This window comes from Hymenobacter sp. (genome assembly GCF_031398885.1).
GTDB lineage: Bacteria > Bacteroidota > Bacteroidia > Cytophagales > Hymenobacteraceae > Hymenobacter.
Genome location: NZ_JANNOD010000041.1, coordinates 51,812 through 74,644 on the forward strand (window position 1 = coordinate 51,812; position 22,833 = coordinate 74,644).

The 22,833-nt window shown below is 66.1% G+C and carries 19 protein-coding genes; 17 read left to right on the forward strand and 2 right to left on the reverse strand.

Going from position 1 to position 22,833, the window contains the following annotated elements:
* Positions 1–258 precede the first annotated feature (258 nt).
* A complete protein-coding gene (locus tag RMO51_RS07380; RefSeq protein ID WP_310393407.1) occupies positions 259–1,866 on the forward strand; it encodes an OmpA family protein in 1,608 nt (535 codons plus the stop codon).
* A 49-nt stretch (positions 1,867–1,915) separates the two neighbouring features.
* On the opposite strand, the gene RMO51_RS07385 is transcribed toward RMO51_RS07380, so the two are convergent.
* A complete protein-coding gene (locus RMO51_RS07385) occupies positions 1,916–2,377 on the reverse strand; it encodes a hypothetical protein (RefSeq protein WP_310393409.1) in 462 nt (153 codons plus the stop codon).
* Between the two features lie 289 nt (positions 2,378–2,666).
* Between RMO51_RS07385 and RMO51_RS07390 the strand changes: the two genes are divergently transcribed.
* From RMO51_RS07390 to RMO51_RS07455, 14 genes are all read left to right on the forward strand, one after another.
* Positions 2,667–3,317 carry a response regulator transcription factor gene (locus tag RMO51_RS07390; RefSeq protein ID WP_310393410.1) on the forward strand — a complete coding sequence of 217 codons (651 nt, stop codon included), beginning with the start codon at positions 2,667–2,669 and terminating at the stop codon, positions 3,315–3,317.
* A gap of 24 nt (positions 3,318–3,341) precedes the next feature.
* Positions 3,342–5,822 (forward strand): PAS domain-containing protein, encoded by a 2,481-nt coding sequence (locus RMO51_RS07395; protein ID WP_310393412.1) that lies wholly within the window; start codon positions 3,342–3,344, stop codon positions 5,820–5,822.
* Between the two features lie 237 nt (positions 5,823–6,059).
* Positions 6,060–7,136, forward strand: coding sequence for a hypothetical protein (locus RMO51_RS07400; protein ID WP_310393413.1), 1,077 nt, complete (start codon positions 6,060–6,062; stop codon positions 7,134–7,136).
* 134 nt (positions 7,137–7,270) lie between these two features.
* The gene (locus RMO51_RS07405) at positions 7,271–8,080 is read left to right on the forward strand and encodes a cytidylyltransferase domain-containing protein (protein WP_310393415.1); all 810 of its coding nucleotides are present in this window, start codon (positions 7,271–7,273) and stop codon (positions 8,078–8,080) included.
* A 140-nt stretch (positions 8,081–8,220) separates the two neighbouring features.
* Entirely contained in the window at positions 8,221–9,078 is an 858-nt protein-coding gene (locus RMO51_RS07410; protein WP_310393417.1) for a 1-deoxy-D-xylulose-5-phosphate synthase N-terminal domain-containing protein, read from the forward strand.
* A gap of 112 nt (positions 9,079–9,190) precedes the next feature.
* Positions 9,191–10,144: a transketolase C-terminal domain-containing protein gene (locus tag RMO51_RS07415; protein WP_310393419.1), complete on the forward strand. Its 954-nt coding sequence runs from the start codon at positions 9,191–9,193 to the stop codon at positions 10,142–10,144.
* A gap of 171 nt (positions 10,145–10,315) precedes the next feature.
* Entirely contained in the window at positions 10,316–11,650 is a 1,335-nt protein-coding gene (locus RMO51_RS07420) for an aminotransferase class III-fold pyridoxal phosphate-dependent enzyme (protein WP_310393421.1), read from the forward strand.
* A 130-nt stretch (positions 11,651–11,780) separates the two neighbouring features.
* On the forward strand, positions 11,781–12,587 hold the full coding sequence (locus tag RMO51_RS07425) for an SDR family oxidoreductase (protein WP_310393422.1): 807 nt from the start codon (positions 11,781–11,783) through the stop codon (positions 12,585–12,587).
* A gap of 109 nt (positions 12,588–12,696) precedes the next feature.
* A complete protein-coding gene (locus RMO51_RS07430) occupies positions 12,697–13,236 on the forward strand; it encodes an HAD-IIIA family hydrolase (RefSeq protein ID WP_310393424.1) in 540 nt (179 codons plus the stop codon).
* 79 nt (positions 13,237–13,315) lie between these two features.
* The gene (locus tag RMO51_RS07435; protein ID WP_310393426.1) at positions 13,316–14,206 is read left to right on the forward strand and encodes an N-acetylneuraminate synthase family protein; all 891 of its coding nucleotides are present in this window, start codon (positions 13,316–13,318) and stop codon (positions 14,204–14,206) included.
* Between the two features lie 163 nt (positions 14,207–14,369).
* Positions 14,370–15,284, forward strand: coding sequence for a sterol desaturase family protein (locus RMO51_RS07440; protein WP_310393427.1), 915 nt, complete (start codon positions 14,370–14,372; stop codon positions 15,282–15,284).
* Between the two features lie 25 nt (positions 15,285–15,309).
* Positions 15,310–15,675, forward strand: coding sequence for an SMR family transporter (locus tag RMO51_RS07445; protein WP_310393450.1), 366 nt, complete (start codon positions 15,310–15,312; stop codon positions 15,673–15,675).
* A 160-nt stretch (positions 15,676–15,835) separates the two neighbouring features.
* On the forward strand, positions 15,836–16,600 hold the full coding sequence (locus RMO51_RS07450) for a hypothetical protein (protein ID WP_310393429.1): 765 nt from the start codon (positions 15,836–15,838) through the stop codon (positions 16,598–16,600).
* A 47-nt stretch (positions 16,601–16,647) separates the two neighbouring features.
* Positions 16,648–18,213, forward strand: a complete 1,566-nt coding sequence (locus tag RMO51_RS07455; protein ID WP_310393430.1) for a hypothetical protein — start codon at positions 16,648–16,650, stop codon at positions 18,211–18,213.
* A 111-nt stretch (positions 18,214–18,324) separates the two neighbouring features.
* On the opposite strand, the gene RMO51_RS07460 is transcribed toward RMO51_RS07455, so the two are convergent.
* Positions 18,325–20,364: a heavy metal translocating P-type ATPase gene (locus RMO51_RS07460; RefSeq protein ID WP_310393432.1), complete on the reverse strand. Its 2,040-nt coding sequence runs from the start codon at positions 20,362–20,364 to the stop codon at positions 18,325–18,327.
* Positions 20,365–20,679: 315 nt separating this feature from the next.
* On the opposite strand from RMO51_RS07460, the gene RMO51_RS07465 reads away from it, so the two are divergent.
* Together RMO51_RS07465 and RMO51_RS07470 are read left to right on the forward strand one after the other, a co-directional pair.
* Positions 20,680–21,618 (forward strand): helix-turn-helix transcriptional regulator, encoded by a 939-nt coding sequence (locus tag RMO51_RS07465; RefSeq protein WP_310393434.1) that lies wholly within the window; start codon positions 20,680–20,682, stop codon positions 21,616–21,618.
* A gap of 94 nt (positions 21,619–21,712) precedes the next feature.
* Positions 21,713–22,612, forward strand: coding sequence for an SDR family oxidoreductase (locus RMO51_RS07470; protein WP_310393436.1), 900 nt, complete (start codon positions 21,713–21,715; stop codon positions 22,610–22,612).
* Positions 22,613–22,833: the final 221 nt, after the last annotated feature.

Sequence of the window (22,833 nt, forward strand, 5' to 3'; positions counted from 1 at the left end):
CCGTTGTTAGCTTCTTGACAAACACCTGACCAGCAACTGGCAACGAGCACCTGACAGCTCGCTTATTTTTCAGACGACTCCTTAACTCAATGCACACATCCTACGCAAGGGGCAACAGCCGGTGAGCAGGCCCGCACCACCCTGCCGGCAGCGCCGGCCAAAACGAACGGGAGCGCTTGTCCTGAATCAAAGCAACAGCAGCACGGAGCCCCGGCAGGCAATCTGCCGATTTTTTAACTAACCAACCGCTTACCTCTTATGAAGAACGAATTGGTAGAAACGGTCGACGTTTGCTTTAGTGCCACGCTAATCAGCCAGTTGAGCGCGCAGGTGAACGAACCCGAATCGAAGGTTGAGCAGGCCTTGAGCGGGGCAGTTGCCTTGCTGCTCGACGAGTTGCTGAGCCAGGCCGCCCGGGGCGTGGCTCCTGCCAAGGTGCTTCTGCTGGCGCGGAAAGCCCACGCGGGCCATGCGCTGGCTCAGTTAACGGGGGCCCCGGGGGCCAACTGGTACGAGCGGGACACCAATTTATTGCTGGTGCTGCTGGGCGAACGCTACGGCAATGCCCTGCACCGCGTGGCCACGCAAGCCGCCGTGCAGCCCGCGGCGGCCGAGGCCCTGCTGCACGTGGCCGCCACGGGCACCTTGGGCCTGCTGGGACGAGCGGCCGCGGAAGAAGACCCGTCGCCGGCTCAATTTGTTGCGTGGCTGCACCGGCAAAAGGAGGCCGTCGGCTCGGCCATGCTGCCCACGCCCGGCTTTGCAACGGCAACCGGCCCCGACCCGGATTCACTGGTTGCTGCGCCGGCGGCGCGCAATGGCTTCGCGCCCATGCGGATGGCGCGGCGCGAAGAGCCCGGGCTGGCGGCGGCCGTGCGGTACGCCACATTGCGCCGCTTGGTCCCGGGCGCGCTGGTGCTGCTGGCGGGCACGTTGGGTTATTTTTTCGGCCATTACGGCACGTCCGCGCCATCCGGGCTCCCGGCTCGGCCGGCCCCGACCCCGGTGGTTACCGTTGCCTCGGTCACGGCGCCCGGGACTGCCGCGGCCGCGTATACCAGCCCCGAGGAAGCCCATCCTGCCGCGCCCGCTCCGGTGGCGGCTGCCCCGGCGGCCTCCGCTTCGGTAGCGCCCGCGGCGGTGGTGCCCGCGCCGGTAGCCGCTGCTTTGGCCGCGCCGCCCGCGCCGGTGGTGTCCGTCAAAGCGCCGCCCGCGCCGGTGCTTGCGGCGGCCCGCGCCGCGCCGGCCCCGGCCGTTGCCCCCAAACCGGCCGGGGCCGTAAGCCCGCCCGCCGAGCCCCGACCGGCCGGCGAGCGGCGCGCCGGGCCGGCCCCCCGCATGGACTTGCCCCCGGGCCGTTACGACGCGGTCCGCGACACCTACCTCTACGACACCGGGCGGAGCATCAACCTGACGCTAACGGGGGGAAACACGCAAAAAGTAGGGGTCTATTCCACCGAAAACCGCCTCTATAAGTTTCTGAGCACGCCCGCTATGCAGGTCGATTCGGTGAATCGAACGAAGGACTGGATTGCTTTTGACCGGGTGCAATTTGTGCCCGGCCAGGCCACGCTCACGCCCGAGTCGATGCCGCAACTGCTCAACATTGCCCGCATCCTCCGGTCGTTCCCCAACGCGGTGGTCAAAATTGGCGGCTACACCGACAGCACCGGCCTGGTGGAGCCAAACTATAACCTGAGCGGGGCGCGGGCGCGAACCGTGATGATGACGCTGGCCAACCTGGGGGTGCGCCTCTACGGCCTGCACGCGCAGGGCTTCGGGGAGAAATTTTTTCTGGTGCCGAACACGACCCCGGCCAGTCGGGCGCTCAACCGCCGCGTGAGCATTCGCGTGCTCAAAAAATAACGCCCGGCCCGCCCGCGCCGACCCGCGGCGGGGCGGACCGGCGGTTCCATCAGGCCCGCGGCGGCGCCGGGCGGCTGTCCGTTTTGTGGCAGCTGCGCAGCCAGGCTTCGGCCTCGGGCACCTGCTGAAATATCTGCAGTTCCAGCCTTCCCGCCAAGACGCCGCGAACGTGCAGCACCAGGCCGTCGGACAAGCCGTCGGCCTGCACCACGTGCGCCACGTAGCGCAGCCCCATTTGCACCGCCTGCGGCACCCAGATGCGCTCCAGCCACTCCAGCGAATCGAACCACGGCCCCCGAAGCGCCGCGTTGTCGTTCAGCAGGTACGGGCAGCGCAGCGCGGCCAGGGCCCGCAGGTAGCTCTCGGCCCCGCGCAGGGCTTCTTGCATATCGACGAAACCCCGCCAGGTGGCCCGCAGCCACGGCCCGGCCTCTTCGTAGGCGAGCGTGCACCGGCTTCCGTCGGCGTCGGGCAGGGAGCTGAGCAAGGAGGAAGTATCGGCTGTAACCATGTAATCAGTAAGGCACCCGCCAGAAAGGGGCGAAACGCGGAGGACACGAGAGTTCCGGCCGCGGGTTTCGGCCGCCGGGCTGCCGCAAATAAAGCAGAAAACGAGGCCTGGCGTGGGCTGATGTAACGAGCAAATGTAGGCGGCTTCGCGAATTTCTGCTTATGGTAATATACTGATTCTTTTACGAACATTTACGTATATTCACTTGCCAAATTAGCTGCTTTACCAGGCCGCTAAAGCGGGCCACCGCGTCGCGTGCCCCGGCCCTCCACCCTTCGCCCGGCCCACCATGATTCGCATCTTTCTGGTCGATGACCACCCCGTGGTGCGCGACGGCATCCAGGCCCTGCTGGTGCGGGAGCCGGCCGTGCGGGTGGTGGGCACGGCCAGCCACGGCCAGGAGCTGTTCGACCAGTTGCCCACCACCCCGGCCGACCTGGTGCTCGTCGACATCAACATGCCCGTGATGGACGGCTACGCCACCGCCCTGCGCCTGCGCACCGATTACCCCGCCGTGCGGGTCCTGGCCCTGTCCATGCTGGCGGAGGAGCTCTACATCGGCCGCATGCTGGAAGCCGGCGCCCGCGGCTACGTGCTCAAAAGCGCCGGCCGGGAGGAAATCGTGCACGGCATCCGGCAGGTCATGGCCGGCAAGCTGTTTTTGTGCTCCGAAATCGGCCTGGGCCTGCTGCACAAGGTGCTGGCCTGGGGCGGGGCCAGCGCCGCCACCGGCTCCCGGATGACCGAGCTGCTGAGCAAGCGCGAGATGGAAGTGCTGCAGCTCATTGCCGAAGGCTTAACCAATGCCGAGATTGCGGACCACCTGTTCACCAGCAAGCGCACCGTGGAAACCCACCGCCAGAACCTGCTGGAAAAGACCCACGCCCGCAACACCGCCGCGCTCGTCAAGCTGGCCCTGGTTGATGGCTTGATAAAGTAACCGCCGCCGCTTCATCCGCGCCCCATGCCGCCCACTCCTCCTGCTTCGCTGGCTGCCCAGGCCTTGCAGCGCTTGCGCGAGCGGGTCCAAAAATTCGGCGCCCACCCAGCGCCCCGGCCCGGGCCGGCGGCTCCCCCCGACGAATTTCAGCGGCTGGCGCAGGACCTGCAGGTGTACCTAAGCGAGCTGGAAACGCAGCTTGAAGCACTGCTGGCCGCGCCGGCCGCCACCGAAACCGCCCGGACCGCGGCCGAAGCCGCCCGAATGCAGGACGCCGAACTGTACGATTTTGCCCCCGTCGCCCTGTTTGTGCTGGACGCCGACGGCGCCATTACCCGCCTCAACGACCGCGCCCGCCACCTGCTGGGCGCCGCGGCCGACCGCCTGCTGGGCCGGCGCTTCCTGCAGTTTGTGGCCCCCGACAGCCGCGACGCTTTTTTAACCCTGCTGGCGGCGGTGCAGGGCAGCCCCCAGCGCCGCACCGCGGAGCTGCAGCTGCAAACCGCGGCCGGCACCGGGCTGCTGGCCCTGGTGGCAGGCCGGGCCGGCACCACGGCCACTGGCGCGCCCGGCGCCCAGCTGGCCGTGGTGGACGCGACGCCCTTTGGCCAGGCGGCGGCGCCGCGGCCCCGGGGCGAAGAACGGTTGCAACGGGCCCTGGAAGCGGCGGGCACCGGCGTCTGGGAATGGACGCTGGCCACCGAGGTCCTGCAATGGGACGCCCGGGCCCGGGCCTGCTTCGGAACACCTTCCGCCTCTACGCCCGCTTCTTTGGCGATGTTGCGGGCCGCCCTGCACCCGGCCGACGCGGCGGGCGTGGCGCTGGCCCTGCAAGCCACGGTGCGGCAGGGGCAGCCCCTGGGCCTGGAGTGCCGCGTGCAGTGGCCCGACGGCTCGGTGCACCACCTGGCCGTGAGCGGCCGCCTGGAGCGCGACGCCCGGGGCCAACCCGAAACCTTGCTTGGCCTCGTCCGGGAAGTGACAGGCCGGCGCGGGGCCGAGCGGGCGCAGGGTTACCGCACCCGCCAGCTGCAACAGCTGCGCGACCACATGCCCGTGCTGCTCGGGCGCCTTTCGCCCACCGGCGAGTACTTGGAGCTGATAGGCGCCGGCCTGCGCCGCATGGGCATCGCCGACAGCGCGCTGGTGGGCTCGTCGGTGTTCGACGCGTTTCCCGACCTGGCCGAGCCGCTGCGCCGCCTGCTGGCCGGCGAGCAGGTCAGCTTTGTGAGCGTGGCCGACGGGCTCGGCCAGCGCCTGTACTTCCAGTACTACGGCTTTTTTGACGCGCAACGGCAGCAAGCCGTGCTGTTTGCCATTGACGTCACGGAGTCGGAACGGACCAAGGACCGCCTGCGCGAAGAGCAGGAATTCAGCAAAAACCTCCTCAACCACTCCGTCGACGGGGTGGCGGCGTTCGACGGCGCCGGGCGCCTCACGGCCTGGAACCGCGTGATGGAAGCCCTCACCGGGCGGGCCGAGGCCGAGGCCCTGGGCCAGGAAGCATGGGCGTGCCTGCCGTTTGAGCGCGCGTCGGCCCCCGGCCGAAGCATCGACGACCTGCTGCACGGCACGCACCGGCCGCGCTTTCACCAGGCCTTTGCCTGGCCCGGCGCGACCCGCGATTTTGAGCTGACGGCCATTCCCCTGCCCGGCCCGGCCGGCCCCGCGGGAGCGGGCGGGCTGCTGCTGCTGCACGACGTGACGGAGCGCAACCGCCTGCAAGCCAGCGCAGCGCACCTAAGAGCCCAGCAGCAGCGCGAAACTTTTCGGGTGGTGCTCATGGCCCAGGAGGTGGAGCGCAAGCGCATTGCCGAAGCCCTGCACAACGGCGTGGGGCAGCTGCTCTACGCCACCAAGCTGCACCTGGAAGACGGCCCCGGCGACCCGGCCGCCGCCCTGGCGCTGCTCGAAGAAGCCATCAAGGCCACCCGCAGCGTGTCGTTTGAGCTAATGCCGCGGGTGCTGGAGGACTTTGGCCTGGCCGTGGCCCTGCAAAGACTGCAGGAAAGCATTCCGCCCCAAAAGCTGCGCCTTCGCCTGTACCTGACCGGGCTGGACCGGCCCCTGCCCCCGGTGCTGACCCTGGCCGTGTACCGCATGGTGCAGGAGCTGCTCAACAACGTGGTGAAGCACGCCCGCGCCGAGGAAGCCACGCTGCACGTGGCCTACGAAGGCGACTCCGTGCACGTGAGCATGGAAGACGACGGGGGCGGCTTCGACCCGGCCGCGGCCAACGGCCGCGGCATTGGCCTGCCCGCGCTTCACAACCGCGCGGCCCTGCTGGGCGGGCAGTTAGCTGGCCTCGCGCCCCGGCCGCGGCACCATTGCCACGCTCACGCTGCCCGTGGTGGAGGGCGAAGCGTAGCCCCACTCCTCCCTCGCGGCGGACGAACGATGCGCACTTCGGTGCGCAATTACCGGCTACGCGTGGCCGTTGTTGGCGGGCAGCGGGCCAGCGGCTTGGTGAAAGAAGCTCGCGCCGCGCGGGCGGCAGCACCTTAACCGGCTGGTCACCACTTCGTCGGGTACGCGCCCGAAAACCTTCGCAATTCCTTAACCGGCCTTTGCCACGCAAATCAAGGCCGGCGCGTTACTTCGCCCTTTATTTGGTACTTTGGCCTATTCTTGGAGCGGCGCAGTGCCCTTCGGGCCGGCGGGTAAAACCGCTGGCTGCTTCGCCGGGTTGTTGCGGGAACCCGGCCCGGAATTCGACTTATTGCTGCATTTTTCCCCTTCTGCATGTCCCGAAAAAAGGTACTCTTTCTCATTGGTTCGCCCAATCAGACCACGCAGATGCACCAGATTGCGCAGTTGCTGGAAGACGAATTTGAGCCTTACTTCAGCCAGCTCTACTACGACGGCTGGCAGCGTCCCTTCTACAAGTTCCTGCTCTGGACCGGCGGGCTGAAAACCACCATCGTCACGGGCCCCATCAAGGAGAAAGCCGACAAGTACCTGGCCCAGCACAATTTGCCCAACGACTTCGAGGCCCGGCAGTTCGGCAATACCTACGACCTGCTGGTGTGCTGCTCCGACGTGATTGTGCCCTGGCCGCTGGTGCGCACCACCAAAACCGTGTTTGTGCAGGAAGGCATGACCGACCCGCTCAACGCCTGGGCCCGCCTCATCCGCTGGCTCAACTGGATGCCCATCCTGGCCATCGGCACGGCGCTCAACGGCCTGGCCAACTGCTGCGACATCTACTGCGTGGCCTCGGAGGGCTACCGCGAGCATTTCTCGTTCGTGGGCGTGGACCCCGCCAAAATCATCGTGACGGGCATTCCCAACTTCGACCACGCCGAACGGCTGCGGAACAACGACTTCCCGCACCACGGCTACGTGCTGGTGGCCACGTCGGACATGCGCGAGACGTTTAGCCCCGACAACCGCCCGAAGTTTATCGCCAAGTGCACGCGCATTGCCGCCGGCCGCCCGATGATTTTCAAGCTGCACCCCAACGAGCAGACGGACCGGGCCGTGGCCGAAATCAAGCAGTACGCCCCGCCCGGCACCCTGATTTACACCGACGGCAACACCGACCACATGATTGCCAACTGCGCCGAGCTCATCACCCAGTATTCGACGGTGGTGTACGTGGGCCTGGCCCTAGGCAAGCCCGTGCATTCGTACTTCGACGTGGAAGACCTCAAGCACAAGCAGCCCTGGCAAAACGGCGGCACGGCCGCCCGGCGCATTGCCGCCATCTGCCAGGGCTTTAGCCACTTTGAGGGCAGCGGGGCCGCGTTCCTGCGCCAGCACCAGCCCGAAGACTTTGCCGCCGCGCCCGAAACCCAAGGGTCGCTGGCCATCCGCTGATTTATTAGTTGTTCGTTGCTAGTTGTCAGTTGTCAGGGGCAAACCGACTGCGGGCATAACACCTAATAGTGCCTGACAACTGACAACGAGCAACGAACAACTAAGACCTAACAACCAATAACAGACAACTGCCCTTGACGGCCCTGCCGAAAATTCTGACCGTTGTGCAGGCCCGCATGGGCTCGTCGCGCCTGCCGGGCAAGGTGCTGCTGCCGCTGGCCGGCGCGCCGCTGCTGGTGCGCATGGTGGCGCGGGTGCGGCGCGCCCGGCTGGCCGGCACCGTGGGGGTGGCCACCACCACCGACGCCGCCGATGACGCCGTGGCCGCCTGCTGCGCCGCGCACGGCCTGCCCTGCTTCCGCGGCGACGCCCTGGACCTGCTCGACCGTCATTACCGGGCCGCCCGCCACTACGGCGCCGACGTGGTGCTGAAAATTCCGTCCGACTGCCCGCTCATCGACCCGGCCGTGATTGACGAAGTGGTGGGCTTTTACCTGGAACATGAAGGCCGGTTCGATTTCGTGAGCAACCTGCACCCGGCCACGTTTCCCGACGGCAACGACGTGGAAGTCATGCCCCTGGCGGCCCTGGAAACCGCCTGGCGCGAGGCCCACCGGCCGCTGGAGCGCGAGCACACCACCCCGTTTTTTTGGGAAAACCCCGACCGGTTCCGGCTGGCCAACGTGGCCTGGGCCACGGGGCGGGACTACTCCATGAGCCACCGCTGGACCATCGACTACCCGGAAGACTACGCCTTCATCGGCGCCGTTTACGACGCGCTCTATCCCACCAACCCGACCTTCGGCCTGGCCGACATTCTGCAACTACTGGCCGCGCGGCCCGATATTGCCGACCTGAACGCCCACCTGGCGGGCGTGAACTGGTACCGCAACCACCTCGACGAACTTAAAACCGTGGACGCCTCTCAGACCCGAAAGATGTAGTCGTTGGCCGTTAGTTGTCAGTTGCTCGGTATCAGTTGTCAGGTCGCCCTGAGCCGCTGGCGCCTGTACCTGATAACTAAAAACTGACAGCAACAAACTAACTAACAACTGACACCGAGCAACTGACAACGAATAACTCTATGAAACCTGAGCAACAAGAGCGTCTCCAGCACCTGGCCCTGCGCGTGCGTGAGCACATCGTGCGCCTGAGCACCGACGGCGGCTGCTTCACGGGCGCCTCGCTGAGCTGCGCCGACCTGCTGGTGTACCTGTACAGCGACTTCCTGAACGTGCGGCCCGATAACCTCCAGGACCCCGGGCGCGACTACCTGTTCTTGAGCAAGGGCCACGATGTGCCGGCGCTCTACGGCACGTTTGTGGAGCTGGGCTTTCTGGATAAGGACCGGCTGGCCCAGCACCTGAGCACCGACGACCACATCTACTGGCACCCCAACCGCCACGTGCCGGGCGTGGAGTTCCACTCCGGCTCGCTCGGCCACCTGCCCAGCGTGGCCCTGGGCGTGGCGCTGGACTGCCGGATGCGCGGGCAGGACAACAAGGTCATCGTCGTGACCGGCGACGGCGAGCTGAACGAGGGCACCGTGTGGGAGGCCCTGCTGGTGGCCAGCGCCCACCAGGTCAATAACCTCACGCTGGTCGTGGACCGCAACCACTTCCAGGCCAACGTGGCCACCGAGGACCTGATACCGCTGGAGCCGCTGGCGCCCAAGTTCGAGGCGTTTGGCTGCGAAGTGCGCCGGATTGACGGGCACGATTTCGGGCAGCTGGAAGCGGCGTTTTCGGCCCTCCCTTTCTCCGATACCAAGCCCTCGGTCATCATCTGCGACACGGTGCGCGGGCGCGGCCTGCCCAGCATTGAGGCCCGGGCCGACCGCTGGTTCTGCAACTTCTCGGCCGATGAGGTGGCCGAATTGCTGCGCGAGCTGCACAGCCAGGAAGCCACTACGCTGACCAGCGAAACGCTAACCGTGCGGTAACGTGGGACGCAGCCTTTGCTGCGTTGGGCGTCCGCGCCGTCTCCCGGTTATTTTCAACGTCAACGCAGCAAAGGCTGCATCCCACTACACGCAGCGAAGGCTGCGCGCTACTATGACCTACGAAGACCTTATCCGCGAAACTGCCCTGGCCGATGAGCGGCTGGTGGTGATGACGGCCGAAAACCGCGCCCTCATCCGCAACCTGCCCGCCGTGCTGGGCCCGCGCTTCATCGACACCGGCATCACGGAGCAGACCCTGATTGGCGCGGCGGCGGGCCTGGCCTTGCGCGGCCGCGTGCCGGTGGTGCACGCGCTGGCCACCTTCCTCACCCTGCGGGCGTTCGAGTTTATCCGCACCGACGTGGGCATCGGCCAGCTGCCGGTGAAGCTGAGCGGCTTCGTACCGGGCTTTTTGTCCGACGGCAACGGGCCCACCCACCAGGCCATCGAGGACGTGAGCCTAATGCGCGGCATCCCCGGCATGACGGTATTTGCGCCGGCCGACGAGGCCGACATGCTGGCCATGCTGCCGGCCATCTGGGCCTCGCCCGCGCCGGCCTACGTGCGCATCAACACCCGCCCCACCACCTACGCGCACGCCCCGTTCGAGATGGGCAAGGCCGAAATCGTGGCCGAGGGCACCGACGTCACCATCCTCACCTACGGTATGCTGTTCGAGCAGACGCTGGTGGCCCGCGAGCTATTGCAGGCCCAGGGCAAGTCGGTGGGCCTGATTAACCTGCGCAGCCTCAAACCCATCGATGAAGCCGTATTGCTCGACGTGGCCCGCCGCGGCTCCCTGCTGGTGACGGTGGAGGACCATTTCGTAACCGGCGGCCTGTACTCCATCCTGGCCGAAGTGCTGCTGCGAAACCAAACAACGGCCCGGGTACTGCCCCTGGCGCTGGAGGAGCGCTGGTACCGCCCCGGCCGCCTGAGCGCGGTGCTGGAGCACGAGGGCTTCACGGGCCAGCACATTGCGCGGCGCATTGCGGCGGCCCTGGGCGAGTCGGGCGCCGGCATTGCCGCCGGCCCGGCGGTACTGGAAAATCAGTTTGCGGAGTAATCCGTCCACGCTAGCAGTTGCGTGTAGCACGCAACCTTTGCTGCGTTGGCGCGAGCAACTGCCGGCGGCGCAACCCCGGAAATTTGCGCGCATTTGGAGCCCATTGCTCGCGGTGCTCGCTGACGCAGCGAAGGCTGCGTGCTACACCCTCATCAATTTTTCTCCTTACTTATGCCCAACACCATTTCTTTCAACGCCGAATACCCCGACATCACGCAGTCGGACGCCCTGTACGCCCGGGCGCACCAAATCATGACGCCGGTGACCCAGACCCTGGCCAAAGGGCCCGGGCAGTACACTAAGGGCGTGAGCCCGAAGTACCTCAAGCGCGGCGCGGGCAGCCACGTCTGGGACGTGGACGGCAACGAATTCATCGATTTCCAGATGGGCATCGGGCCGATTTCGCTGGGCTACGCCTACCCGCGGGTCGACGACGCCATCCGGGCCCAGCTGCTGGACGGCATCACCTTCTCGATGATGCACGAGCTGGAAGTGCAGCTCGCGGAGCTGATTCACGAAATTATTCCCAACGCCGAGAGCATCCGCATCAGCAAGACCGGCGCCGACGTATGCTCGGCGGCGGTGCGGGTGGCGCGGGCCTTCACCGGGCGCAGTAAAGTGCTGTGCTGCGGCTACCACGGCTGGCACGACTGGTATATCGGCACCACGAGCCGCGACAAGGGCATTCCGCAGGAAATCAAGGACCTGACCGCGGCCTTCGAGTACAACAACCTCGACTCGGTGCGGGCGCTGCTCGACGGGGACGTGGCCTGCCTCATTCTGGAGCCGTTCATCTTCGACGCGCCCAAGGACAACTTCCTGCACGAGGTGGCCGCGCTGTGCAAGGCCAACGGCACGCTGCTGATTTTCGACGAGATGTGGACCGGCTTTCGCGTGGCGGTGGGCGGCGCGCAGGAGTATTTCGGCATCACCCCCGACCTGGCGGTGTACTCCAAGGCCTTCGCCAACGGCATGCCCATTGCCCTGCTCACCGGCCGGCGCGACGTGATGATGCTGTTTGAGCAGGACGTATTTTTCTTCACCACTTTCGGCGGCGAGGCCCTGAGCATGGCGGCGGCCCTGGCCACCATCGCCGAGATGCGCGAGCAAAACGTGCCCGCCCGCCTCGCCGAGCAGGGCAAAAAGCTCAAGGACGGCTACAACGAAATTGCCGCCGAGCTGGGCCTGAGCGCCCACACCAAGTGCTACGGCTACGACTGCCGCACAATAGTAACGTTCGATGCCGCCGCCGGCAATCCGCTGGAAATTAAAGCCTTCATGCAGCAGGAGCTCTTTAAGCGCGGCATTCTGTGGGGCGGCTTCCACAACCTGTGCTTCTCGCACACCGACGCCGACGTGGCCCACACCCTGGCCGCCTACCGCGAGGTGCTGCCGCTGCTAAAGGAAGCCATTGAGGCCGGCGACCTGGCCAGCCGCCTGCTGGGCGAGCCGGTGGAAGCCGTGTTCCGCAAGGTGACCAACGCGGCGCCGGTGAAGGCGAAATAATTGTAGCGCGCAGCCTTCGCTGCGCGTTTCGCCGCGGCGCGGCGAGGCCACGCTTCGGTTTTCCTGATCACCCCTTACATTCCCTCGCCGCGGTGCGGCGAAACGCGCAGCAAAGGCTGCGCGCTACAGCATGAACCTCTTCGACCTCGCCAACAAAACAGCCATCGTCACCGGCGCCTGCGGGCTCATCGGGCAGCAGCACTGCGCAGCCCTGGCCCAGGCCGGCGCCCACGTGGTGGTGGCCGACCTTGACTTGACCGCTGCCGCCGCCGTGGCGGCTCGGTTGCCCGGCGGCCCGCACCTGCCGCTGGCCGTGGACGTGACCAGTCCCGAGTCTCTGGCCGCGGCCCGCGACCATATTCTGGCCCAGTTTGGCCACCTTGACGTGCTGGTGAACAATGCGGCCATCAACGACATGTTCGAGAACCCGGCGCTGGCGGCCGACCTGAGCCGGTTCGAGAACTTCCCGCTGACCACCTGGCAAAAGTCGCTGGAGGTGAACGTGACGGGTATTTTCTTGGCGGCCCAGGTGTTCGGGACGCCCATGGCGGCGCAGGGCCACGGCAGCATCATCAACGTGGCCAGCACCTACGGCATCGTGGGGCCCGACCAGAGCATCTACCGCAATGCCCAGGGCGAGCAGACCTTTTTCAAGTCGCCCTCCTACCCGGCTACCAAGGGCGCGGTCATCAGCTTCACCCGCTACCTGGCGGCGTACTGGGGCCCGCGCGGCGTGCGCGTGAATACGCTCTCGCCGGGCGGGGTGGAGAATAGCCAGGACGAGTTTTTCGTGCGGCAGTACAGCGCCAAAACGCCCCTGGGCCGCATGGCCGCCGCCACCGACTACCAGGGCGCGGTGGTATTCCTGGCCTCCGACGCCTCGGCCTACATGACCGGCGCCAACCTGGTGGTGGACGGGGGCTGGACGGCCATTTAAGCCCTGACGCTGAGCCTGGAAACGCAGGCGTAATACATTCGTAACCCAGCGGTTGATTCCGGCCGTACTCAATCTGCCACCTTTGACTATTAACCCTTCCGTATCGTTAATGAATATTGCCGCCGTCCACGCCAAGGCCCGCCGCATCAAGCTCGTCCTTACCGACTGCGACGGCGTGCTCACCGACGGCGGCGTGTACTACTCCGAGCGCGGCGAGGAAATGAAACGCTTCAACATCCGCGACGGAATGGGCGTGGAGCGCCTGCGCCTCATCGGCATTGCCACGGGCATCGTGACGGGTGAAATGTCGCCCTCGGTGGCCCGGCGGGCCGAAAAGCTGCGGATTACCGAGCTGCACCTCGGCGCCAAGGACAAAGCCACGCTGCTGGTCACCATCCTCACCCGGCTGGGGCTGCAAGCGGAAGAGGTGGCCTTTATTGGCGACGATACCAACGACGTGGAAATCCTGGGGCTGGTAGGGCTGGCCGCCTGCCCGGGCGACGCCACCGACTTTGCCCGCCGGGTGGCGCACTACCACTGCGCCGCGTTCGGCGGCCACGGCTGCTTCCGCGAGCTGGCTGAACTCATCATCACCAGCCAGCAAGTGCCCGCCGGGGCCGCCCCCGAGGTCGCGCACCGTGAAGCCTGACGCATCAAATATTCGGGTGGGCATTCCGTTTCCCTTTCTACATTTCTTTCCCTCTTCCTCACCTTTAACCTTTCGCCTCATGAACACAGTTGAACTTCGGAAGAACCGGTCCATTGGCCCCGGGCAGCCCGCCTACATCATCGCCGAAATCGGCATCAATCACAACGGCTCGCTGGACCTGGCCAAGCAGCTCATTGCCGAGGCCGTGCGCGCCGGCTGCGACGCCGTGAAGTTCCAGAAGCGCACCCCCGAGCTGTGCGTGCCCAAGGACCAGTGGGAAAAGCAGCGCGACACCCCCTGGGGCCGCATGAGCTACATCGACTACAAGCGGCGCACCGAGTTCGGGCAGGCCGAGTACACGGCCATCGACGACTACTGCCGCGCCCTGGGCGTGGACTGGTTCGCCTCGTGCTGGGACGAGCCTTCGGTGGACTTCATCGAGCAGTTTCAGCCCGTGCTCTACAAAATGGCCAGCGCCTCGCTCACCGACCGGCCCCTGCTGGACCGCGTGCGCGCCACCGGCCGCCCGCTGATGCTGAGCACCGGCATGAGCACGCTGGACGAAATCACCCAGGCCGTGAGCTGGGTGGGCACGGATAATCTGATGATTGCCCACTCCACTTCCTCCTACCCTTGCCCGCCGCAGGAGCTGAACTTGCGCATGGTGCCGGCCCTGCAGGCCATGTTCCCCGGCCTGCCCATTGGCTACTCGGGCCACGAGACCGGCCTGGCCACCACCGTGGCGGCCGTGGCCTTGGGCGCCAGCTTCGTGGAGCGCCACTTCACGCTGGACCGCGCCATGTGGGGCTCCGACCACGCCGCCTCGGTGGAGCCCGGCGGCATGGCCAAGCTCGTGCGCGACATCCGCGACGTGGAAGAAGCCCTCGGCGACGGCCAGAAGCGGGTGTACGACAGCGAGCTGGAGCCCCGCCGCCGCCTGCGCCGCGAGCTGACGCCCAACAAAGACTAACGGGTCCGGGTTGAACGTCTGAATAAAGAAGCGGTCATGCTGAGCTTGTCGAAGCATCTCTACCACGCAACTAATCTTATGTTAGTATTGCGGTAGAGATGCTTCGACAAGCTCAGTATGACGTTCTTTCATAAGCCGAATTGCATAGCCTGCCACCTACGCCATGAAAAACGTTGAACTCATCACCACGGCCATCCTGCTCAGCTGGGTGGCCGTGGTCATTCTGCTGGAGCGCGTCATTCCGTACCGCAAGGGGCTGCCGTTTTTTCGGGAGGGCTTCTGGACGGACCTCGTGCTGTACACGCTGGTGCAAAGCTTCTTCTTGAAGATTGTCATCTTCGACTACGTCATCCTGCCGCTCGACCAGCACTTTGAGTTCTCGAAGCTGCAGTTCGTGACGGGCTGGCCGGTGTGGGTACAGGTGGCGTTTTTCGTTATTACCCACGACTTCTACATCTACTGGTTTCACCGCTTCCAGCACGCCAGCCCGTTGTTCTGGCGCACCCACGAGGCCCACCACTCGGGCAAGCAAGTCGACTGGCTGGCCGGCTCCCGCTCCCACGCCGTCGAAATTCTCATCAACCAGACCATTGAGTTTGCGCCCATCATTTTGCTCGGGGCCGACCCCGTGGTGGTGCCCATCAAGGCCTGCATCGACGCCGTGTGGGGCATCTGGATTCACGCCAACATCGACGTGCGCTCGGGCCGCCTGCAGTACGTCATCAACGGGCCCGAAATGCACCTCTGGCACCACGCCGACCACAAAGAAGTGTTTCACGCCAACTTCTCGACTAAGTTTGCCTTCTGGGACTGGCTGTTCGGCACGGCTTACCTGCCCGGGCACAAGCCGCTGAAGTGGGGTTTGTACTACGATTTTCCCAAGGACTACTTCCTGCAGCACGTCTTCTCGGTGAAGCGCTTCGACGAAGCCCAGCTGCTGGCGCGCTCCCCCGCACTGCGGCGCTACTACCGGCTGCTGCCGGCCTCGTGGCAGCGCCTGCGCGGCCTGGGCCGGCGCCCCCAGGCCGCGCCCACGGCCCCGGTAGCGGAAAATACGGCGACGGGCGTGCCGGTCTAGGCCGCCGCCTTTTCCCGTGCTTTCGATGCATTGGCGCTACCTGCTTGCGGCCGCGCTCTTGGAAGTTTTGTGGGCCTACAGCTTGAAAGCCCACCGCCTGCAGCGCATCCGGGAGGTCAACTGGGCGCACGCCATTGCCCAGCCGGCCAATTTGCTGCCGCTGCTCCCGCTGCTGGGCTACGTGGCCTTTGGGCTGGGCAACGTCGCGCTTTTGTCGTTGGCCACGCGCCAGATTCCCACCGCCACGGCCTACGCCGCCTGGATGGCACTGGCCGTCATCGGGCTCAAGCTGCTGGACGTGCTGCTCCTCAAGCAGCCGTTTTCCTGGGCGCGCCTATTCTACAGCGGTTTGATTATCGTGGGGGTGCTGGGGCTGCGGCGGCTGGAGTAGCCCGTGGCTGACGAGGCAGCGGCGGGCGGAAGCAACTGCCAGCTCCAGCTCCCGCCGCCGCGGGTCCGGCACCTGGCTCCGGGGGCAGCACCAGCACCAATGCCGCTAGCTACCAGTCGGTAACGCGCTTTGTTTGACTTGAATATCTTACCTTTCCAATATGGAAGGAGTCAGAAATTCTGGTATTCAGCAAAGCGCCGTTTTGTCGGTGGGCCAGGAAGCGGGGACCGCGCCGGCCGGCCGCGCCGACCACGCCTTCGTGAACCGCTGGCAAACGGCGCTGCTGCCGTTCATGACCAAAACGCTGGCCGCGCTGGCCTTTCTGTTTTTTGTGGGGAGCTTCCTGCAGCTGTACTATCTCTACGAGCGCATCAACGCCGCCCCCACCGCGGACTTGCGGCCCGCTCTGCAGCGGCTGGACGCTTTTCGGGAGCTGAACGCGGACGTCACGAGCGCAGACATCCTAGCGGCCACGCGGTGGCACACGCTGGCCACGCTGGAGGCGCTCACGGTGCAGCGGCGCCACCACCAGGCCAACATGCTGCTCCTCTCGCGGGTCTGGATTACCTACCTCGGGTTCGTGACCGGGATGATTCTCACCATCGTGGGGGCCACCTTCGTGCTGGGCAAGCTGCAGGAGGCCGAGTCCCGGCTCGCGGCCGAAGGGGCCGGCGGCAAAATAGCCCTCCAAACGGCCTCGCCCGGCCTGGTGCTCGCCCTGCTCGGCGCGGCCCTGATGTTCACCACCATGGTGACGCACTACAAGATTGAGGTCGTGGACCAGCCCTCCTACATCCACGAGTGGCCCAGCCTGCCCGGCCCCGCGCCGGCCCGCGCGCCGGCACCGCCCGGCGAGCTGCCGCGCGATTCGGCCGACGACACCGTCATTCCCCTGCGGCCGGCGCCGCTGCCCCCCTCCTTGTAGTCAGGCGCCGGCCGGCTTTTCTTCCCACGCCACCCCTTTGCGGCACCATGGCACCCCTCACTTTTCTTCGGCTGGCCGGGCTCTTCCTGGCGCTGCTGGCCCTGCCTCAACTGGCGCACGGCCAGGTCACGCTCAAAGAGTTGCGCAGCCTGTGGACGCAGCGCCAGTACCAGCAAGTGGCCCTGCTGCTCAAGGAATACCGCAAGCAGCCCTACGGCCGCAACCTGGAAGTTGACTACATGATTGCAACCAGCTGGTGCCAACTGCAACGCGAGCAAAGCCTGGTGACGCGGCGCTTCGCGTGGATGCTGCAACATTACTCGATGTCAAAACCAATGCGGCGCACCATTGAGGTCGAGCACAGCAAATGCACCGCCGCCCTGAGCGCGGCGGCCGGGCCCGACCCGGTTACCTACAACATCATCTTTTCCTCGATTCGCAGCACGGGTGGGTACGCGGGCGGCAAAACCTTTTACCAGTTCAACTTCAACAACGCAACCGTGGTGAGTGAGCCGGCGCAGATAGTGGCCGAGATTGCCGAGGAGGAATTCGAACAGCGCAAAATTCTGGCCAGCCGGCAAGATTCGGCCCTGGGGCCGTTCCAACGGGCGCTGGCCACCAGCCGCACCGTCGGCAACAAGCCGGTTAACTACTGCCAAGACGTGTACCGCGGCAGCTGCAACACCGCGCGCACGGAGCACTTTTTGCTGACCGGCGGCAGCGACCATCCGCAGGCGGCCCTGGAGCGCATCGGCGCCGAGCTGGAAAGCTACCTGCGCTTCTACCGCCGGGCCTACCGCATGGAAACACCGCCCCAGTTCCTGACGGTGTACGTGGCCGCGAGTGCCGACCAGCTGCGGCGCATTGCCGAAATTCAGCACGGCATTCGGATAACGGACGGGGCCATCGGCTACAGCTTTCAGAACGATTTGAGCCTGGCGGCGGCCGTGCCCTACGCCGGGCAGGGCACGCTGCAGCACGAGCTGTTTCACCTGCTGGCGCGGGTCAACTTCGGGGACATTCCGCCGTGGCTGGACGAGGGCATGGCCGCCTTGTACGAAGTTTCGGCCACTGGCCCCGCCGGCATCCGGGGCCTGCCCAACTGGCGCGGGCGGGTGCTCTACGAGTTTGGCGCGCACCCGGTGCTCAACCGCCCGTGGAAAGCCCTCAGCGGCTCGTTGAAGGGCGAGCCGGACCTTGCCCTGAAGCGGACCATTGCCGAGCTGATGGCCATGCCCTGGGACCAGTTCGACGGGTACGCCGAAAATTTATCGCCCACCGAAGAACACGGCCCCAAAGGGGCCCTGACGCTGCAAGAACAGGCCTACAACCACGCCCTAGCCCGGTATTTCGCCCTCTTTCTGCAGGAGAAAGGCTGCTTGCCGGCGGTGTACCAAAAGTTTCGCCAGCAGGAACCGGACCTGGAGCAAACCCTCGGCAGCAGCGAACAGCTGCTGGCCGCCGCCGTGGGCAAGCCCCTGCCCCGCATCGAAAAGGAATTCAACCAGTGGCTGGCGGCCACGGTCGAGAAACAACGCCAAGTGGGGTGGGAGTCCACAACGCCGGCCCAAGGCGCCGGCAACAGCAGCAACATGGGCAACCGCCGGCCGTAGCTCAGCTTCCTGGGCTTCCCGTCTTCACGCGCATTTTAGGTACGGTAGCAGCTGGGGCTGTAATTGGACACGGGCCGAGGGCAAAAGCGCAGTGGCAGTTCCCGTCCCAGTCTAAAACCTCATGCGCTGGATGCGCACCGCGTTGAGGATGGCCAGCAGGGCCACGCCCACGTCGGCAAACACCGCCTCCCACATGGTGGCCAGGCCGCCGGCGCCCAGGACCAGCACGACGCCCTTGACGACGAAGGCCAGCCAGATGTTTTGCCACACCACGGCGTGGGTGGCGCGGGCAATGCGGCGGGCGGTGGCCACCTTGCTGGGGTGGTCGGTTTGGATGACCACGTCGGCCGTTTCGATGGTGGCATCGGCGCCGAGGCCACCCATGGCGATGCCCACGTCGGCCAGGGCCACCACGGGCGCGTCGTTCACGCCGTCGCCCACGAAGGCCACGCGGCGGCCCGCGGCCTTGTACTGCTGCACGTAGCGGGCCTTGTCTTCGGGCAGCAGGCCGCCGTGGGCTTCGGCGATGCCCAGCTCCCGAGCCACACGCTGGGTGATGCTGTCCTTATCACCGGAAAGCATCACGATTTTGCTGATGCCGTCGGCCCGCAGCTCCCGCACGGTGCGGGCGGCGTCTTCCCTGGGGGCGTCGGCCACGGTCAGGTAGCCGGCGTACTGGCCGTCCACGGCCGCCACCACGGTGCTGTCAAGTAGCTGGTCGACTTCCGCCGGGTAGGCCACGCCGAACTTGGCGAGCAGCTTGGGGTTGCCGGCCAGCACGTCCTGGCCGTCGACCCGGCCGCGCAGGCCGTGACCGGCAATTTCCTCGACGTTTTCTACCGCAACGCCCGTGGCCGCCGCGCCCACGTGCCGCACCACGGCCTTGGCAATGGGGTGGGTCGATTTGGCTTCGAGCGCGCCCACGAGCCGGAGCAATTGCGCAACTTCCAGGCCGGGCGCGGGCTGCACCCGCTGCACGGCGAACACGCCCTGAGTGAGGGTGCCGGTTTTGTCCAGCACCACGGTGTCGATTTCGCGCAGCACGTCGAGGAAATTGGAGCCTTTGAACAAGATGCCGGCCCGCGAAGCCGCGCCGATGCCGCCGAAATAGCCCAGCGGAATGCTGATGACCAACGCGCAGGGGCAGGAAATGACGAGGAACACCAGCGCCCGGTAGAGCCAGGTGCGGAACACGTAGTCGTCGACCACGAAGTAAGGCCCCAGCACCAGCAGCACGGCCAGCGCCACCACAATGGGCGTATACACCCGGGCAAACCGGGTGATGAACTGCTGGGTCTTGGCCTTGCGGCCCACCGCGTCCTGCACCAGGGCCAGAATGCGGGCCAGCTTGGTGTCCCGGTAGCCCGCCGTCACGGCCACCTGAATCAGGCTTTCCAGGTTGACCATGCCGGCCAGCACCACGGCGCCGGCTTGCTTGGTTTGGGGGACGGATTCGCCGGTGAGGGCGGCGGTGTTGAACGAGGCCGGGCCGGTGGTGAGGGTGCCGTCGAGGGCCACTTTCTCGCCCGGCTTCACCTCGATGGTGTCGCCGACTACCACTTCCTTGGGGTCGAGCACCAGGGGCTGGCCGTGGCGAATGACGGTGACTTCGGTGGCCTGAATTTCGAGCAGGGCCCGGATGCTGCGCTTGGCCCGGTTCACGGCCGCGTCCTGAAACAGCTCGCCCACGGTGTAGAACAGCATCACGGCCACGCCCTCGGGGTACTCGCCAATGGCGAAAGCGCCGAGCGTGGCGATGCTCATCAGTAGAAACTCGTTGAACACGTTGCCCGACGGGATGCTGAGCACGGCCGCTTGCAGCACCCTCCAGCCCACCAGCCCAAACGCCAGCCCGTACCAAGCCAGGCGCGCGTAGCCCGTGAAGAAGCCGGCGAAATACTGGTCCAGGGCCAGGCCGCCCAGCAGCAGCGCGAAGCTGACGCCGGGCCAGAGGTAGGGGTTGTCGTCGGCCGGGCCGTGGCCGTGGCCGGCGTGGTCACCGTGGTCGTGCCCGGCCACATCGTGGCCCTCTGGCGAAGCGGCGGCCGAGGGCGTAAGCTGCCCGCGGCTGAGGGCGCCCACGTTTTCGGGCTGCACCTGCTTGGCGGTGTTCAGCTCCTCATCGAGGTTGGTGGATGCGGGACGGAGCATAGTAGGGCGAAGAAAACGATAAAGACCAGGCGCAAAGCGCTGCTGGTGTAGAACCTGTGCCGGTCCTGGGTAGCCAGTCATAAGTTAAGAAGTCACAAGAGGCTGATTGGGTTAGCTGCGACAAGCCTCAGCGCGGCAGAAACGCAACACGCTGCGTCTCGGGGGTTGTTCAGCAGCTAAGGAAAACCTCCGACGCGCCCCGCAAGCTTTTACCTCCGGCGCGAGCTGGGCATCGTGCCGGTCAACCACACCCGCGGACCGGGGAACGGAGACGAGAAGAACAGTCCTTACCTTTGATTTTTTCAACTGTTCGCCATGCAGTCCCGTCCCCTCGAAGCGTCCTACACCGAACTCGTGGCCGTCGTCAGTCCGGCGGCGGGCTCGCCGCCGCCGAACCCGCTGCCGGAAGTCGGGCACTTCAACGTCTTTCTCGTCGAAGACCTGATGCGCGGCTATCAGCACCGGCCGCCGATGGCCTTCGACCGGCGGGCCTTCTACAAAATCAGCCTGGTGCGCGGGCGCAGCCGGGTGGAATACGCCGACCAGGCCATCGACGTCGAGCAGCAGGCCCTGTGGTTTGCCACGTCCCGGGTGCCCTACCGCTGGCTGCCGCACGACCCGGCGCAGGTCGGCTACTTCTGCATCTTCACCGACGAATTTCTACTGCCCACTAACGGAGGAATGATGCTGAATCAGTTGCCGATTTTTCAGCCGGGCGGGTGCCCGGTGTGGGAGATTGCACCCGCCGACTACGCGGCGGTGGAAGTTATTTTTGAGAAGATGACGCGGGAAATTGCGTCTGATTTTGCCTACAAGTACGACCTGCTGCGGGCCTACCTGCTGGAACTGATTTACCTGGGGCAAAAGCTCCAGCCCACCCCGGCCCGGGCCCCGGCTCCCAGTGCGGCGGCCCGGCTGGTGGCGCTGTTTATGGACTTGCTGGAGCGGCAGTTTCCGCTCGCTACCCCGCAGCAGCAGCTGCGCCTGCGCACGGCCACCGACTACGCCAACCGGCTGGCCGTGCATGTCAACCACCTCAACCGGGTGCTCAAGGACACGACCGGCCAGACGACCACCGCGCTCATTGGCGGCCGAGTGGCGCAGGAAGCCAAGCTACTGCTCAAGCAAACGAATTGGACCGTCTCGGAAATCGCCGACGGCCTGGGCTTTGCCGACGTGGCCCATTTTTGCCATTTCTTCAAGCGGCAGACGAACCTGGTTCCCAGCGCTTTCCGCGGCCCGGCCGCTGTTTGAATTGGACAGTAAAAACTTTGCTTTAAGCAAACGCGCGGGCGGCGGGCCACCGGACCTTTGTGCGGTAACCACTCCTCACTAAAAGGAACAAACCATGCGTATTTTCGTCACTGGCGCCACGGGCTTCGTGGGCTCGGCCGTCGTTCAGGAATTACTCGGCGCGGGCCACCAGGTGCTCGGCCTCGCCCGCTCGGAGAAAGCGGCCCAAGAGCTGGTGGCCGCGGGAGCCCAGGCCCACCGGGGCGAAGTGGAAGATTTGGACAGCTTGCGCCGGGGGGCCGCCGCCGCCGATGGGGTCGCGCATCTGGGCTTCATCCACGATTTTGCGAACTTCCCGGCCGTCTGCGAAATCGACCGGCGGGCCGTGGAGGCCCTCGGCTCCGCGCTCGTGGGCTCGGACCGGCCGTTCGTCGTTACCTCCGGCACCGCGCTCATCACGCCCGGCCGCGTGGCGACCGAAAACGAGGCCTCCGCGTTGACTGTCCACGATTTTCCCCGCGTTGCGACGGAAGAAGCCGCCGGCGCGGTGGCAGACCGGGGCGTGCGCGTGGCGCTGCTGCGGCTCTCGCCGTCCGTGCACGGCGACGGCGACCACGGCTTCGTGCCGGCGCTCATCGACATTGCCCGCGCCACGGGCGTGTCGGCCTACGTCGGCGAAGGGCAAAACCGCTGGAACGCGGTGCACCGGCTCGACGCGGCCCGGCTCTTCCGGTTGGCGCTCGAGCACGGGGCCGCCGACGCGCGCTACCACGCGGTGGCCGAAGCAGCCATTCCGTTCCGCACCATCGCCGCAGCCATCGGCAAGGGTCTGGACCTGCCGGTGGTGTCCAAATCACCCGAAGAGGCCGCGGCACATTTTGGCGCATTCGCCGGCTTCACCCAGCTCGATGCCCCGGCCTCCAGCCAGCTCACGCAACAGCGGCTGGGCTGGCAGCCGACCCACAACACGCTGCTGGCTGACCTGGAACACGGGCACTATTTCGACCGCAAGTAAGCGCCGCGGCCGAGTGGCCAGGGGCCGGGGAGGGCGTCCAATGGATGGGAAACCGGGTTTTTCGGCTCCGGCCCGGACCAGCGGGTTGCGCTGGTTCCAAGGCAGCAGGATAATGGGCACGGCCGACCACGGCTTCGTGCGCTTCTGCCAGGGGTCCCGGCGCACGCAACGGGCGGAGCAGGACTTTGGGGGCGCGATGGAGCGGCATTTCTGCGAAGCAG

Bases quoted from the DNA above. Each gene is read 5' to 3' on its own strand.
- RMO51_RS07440 (WP_310393427.1), top strand. From the start codon at position 14,370: ATGAAAAACGTTGAACTCATCACCACGGCCATCCTGCTCAGCTGGGTG.
- RMO51_RS07455 (WP_310393430.1), top strand. From the start codon at position 16,648: ATGGCACCCCTCACTTTTCTTCGGCTGGCCGGGCTCTTCCTGGCGCTG.
- RMO51_RS07410 (WP_310393417.1), top strand. From the start codon at position 8,221: ATGAAACCTGAGCAACAAGAGCGTCTCCAGCACCTGGCCCTGCGCGTG.
- RMO51_RS07465 (WP_310393434.1), top strand. From the start codon at position 20,680: ATGCAGTCCCGTCCCCTCGAAGCGTCCTACACCGAACTCGTGGCCGTC.
- RMO51_RS07390 (WP_310393410.1), top strand. From the start codon at position 2,667: ATGATTCGCATCTTTCTGGTCGATGACCACCCCGTGGTGCGCGACGGC.
- RMO51_RS07395 (WP_310393412.1), top strand. From the start codon at position 3,342: ATGCCGCCCACTCCTCCTGCTTCGCTGGCTGCCCAGGCCTTGCAGCGC.
- RMO51_RS07400 (WP_310393413.1), top strand. From the start codon at position 6,060: ATGTCCCGAAAAAAGGTACTCTTTCTCATTGGTTCGCCCAATCAGACC.
- RMO51_RS07450 (WP_310393429.1), top strand. From the start codon at position 15,836: ATGGAAGGAGTCAGAAATTCTGGTATTCAGCAAAGCGCCGTTTTGTCG.
- RMO51_RS07380 (WP_310393407.1), top strand. From the start codon at position 259: ATGAAGAACGAATTGGTAGAAACGGTCGACGTTTGCTTTAGTGCCACG.
- RMO51_RS07385 (WP_310393409.1), bottom strand. From the start codon at position 2,377: ATGGTTACAGCCGATACTTCCTCCTTGCTCAGCTCCCTGCCCGACGCC.
- RMO51_RS07460 (WP_310393432.1), bottom strand. From the start codon at position 20,364: ATGCTCCGTCCCGCATCCACCAACCTCGATGAGGAGCTGAACACCGCC.
- RMO51_RS07415 (WP_310393419.1), top strand. From the start codon at position 9,191: ATGACCTACGAAGACCTTATCCGCGAAACTGCCCTGGCCGATGAGCGG.
- RMO51_RS07425 (WP_310393422.1), top strand. From the start codon at position 11,781: ATGAACCTCTTCGACCTCGCCAACAAAACAGCCATCGTCACCGGCGCC.
- RMO51_RS07420 (WP_310393421.1), top strand. From the start codon at position 10,316: ATGCCCAACACCATTTCTTTCAACGCCGAATACCCCGACATCACGCAG.
- RMO51_RS07470 (WP_310393436.1), top strand. From the start codon at position 21,713: ATGCGTATTTTCGTCACTGGCGCCACGGGCTTCGTGGGCTCGGCCGTC.
- RMO51_RS07445 (WP_310393450.1), top strand. From the start codon at position 15,310: ATGCATTGGCGCTACCTGCTTGCGGCCGCGCTCTTGGAAGTTTTGTGG.
- RMO51_RS07430 (WP_310393424.1), top strand. From the start codon at position 12,697: ATGAATATTGCCGCCGTCCACGCCAAGGCCCGCCGCATCAAGCTCGTC.
- RMO51_RS07435 (WP_310393426.1), top strand. From the start codon at position 13,316: ATGAACACAGTTGAACTTCGGAAGAACCGGTCCATTGGCCCCGGGCAG.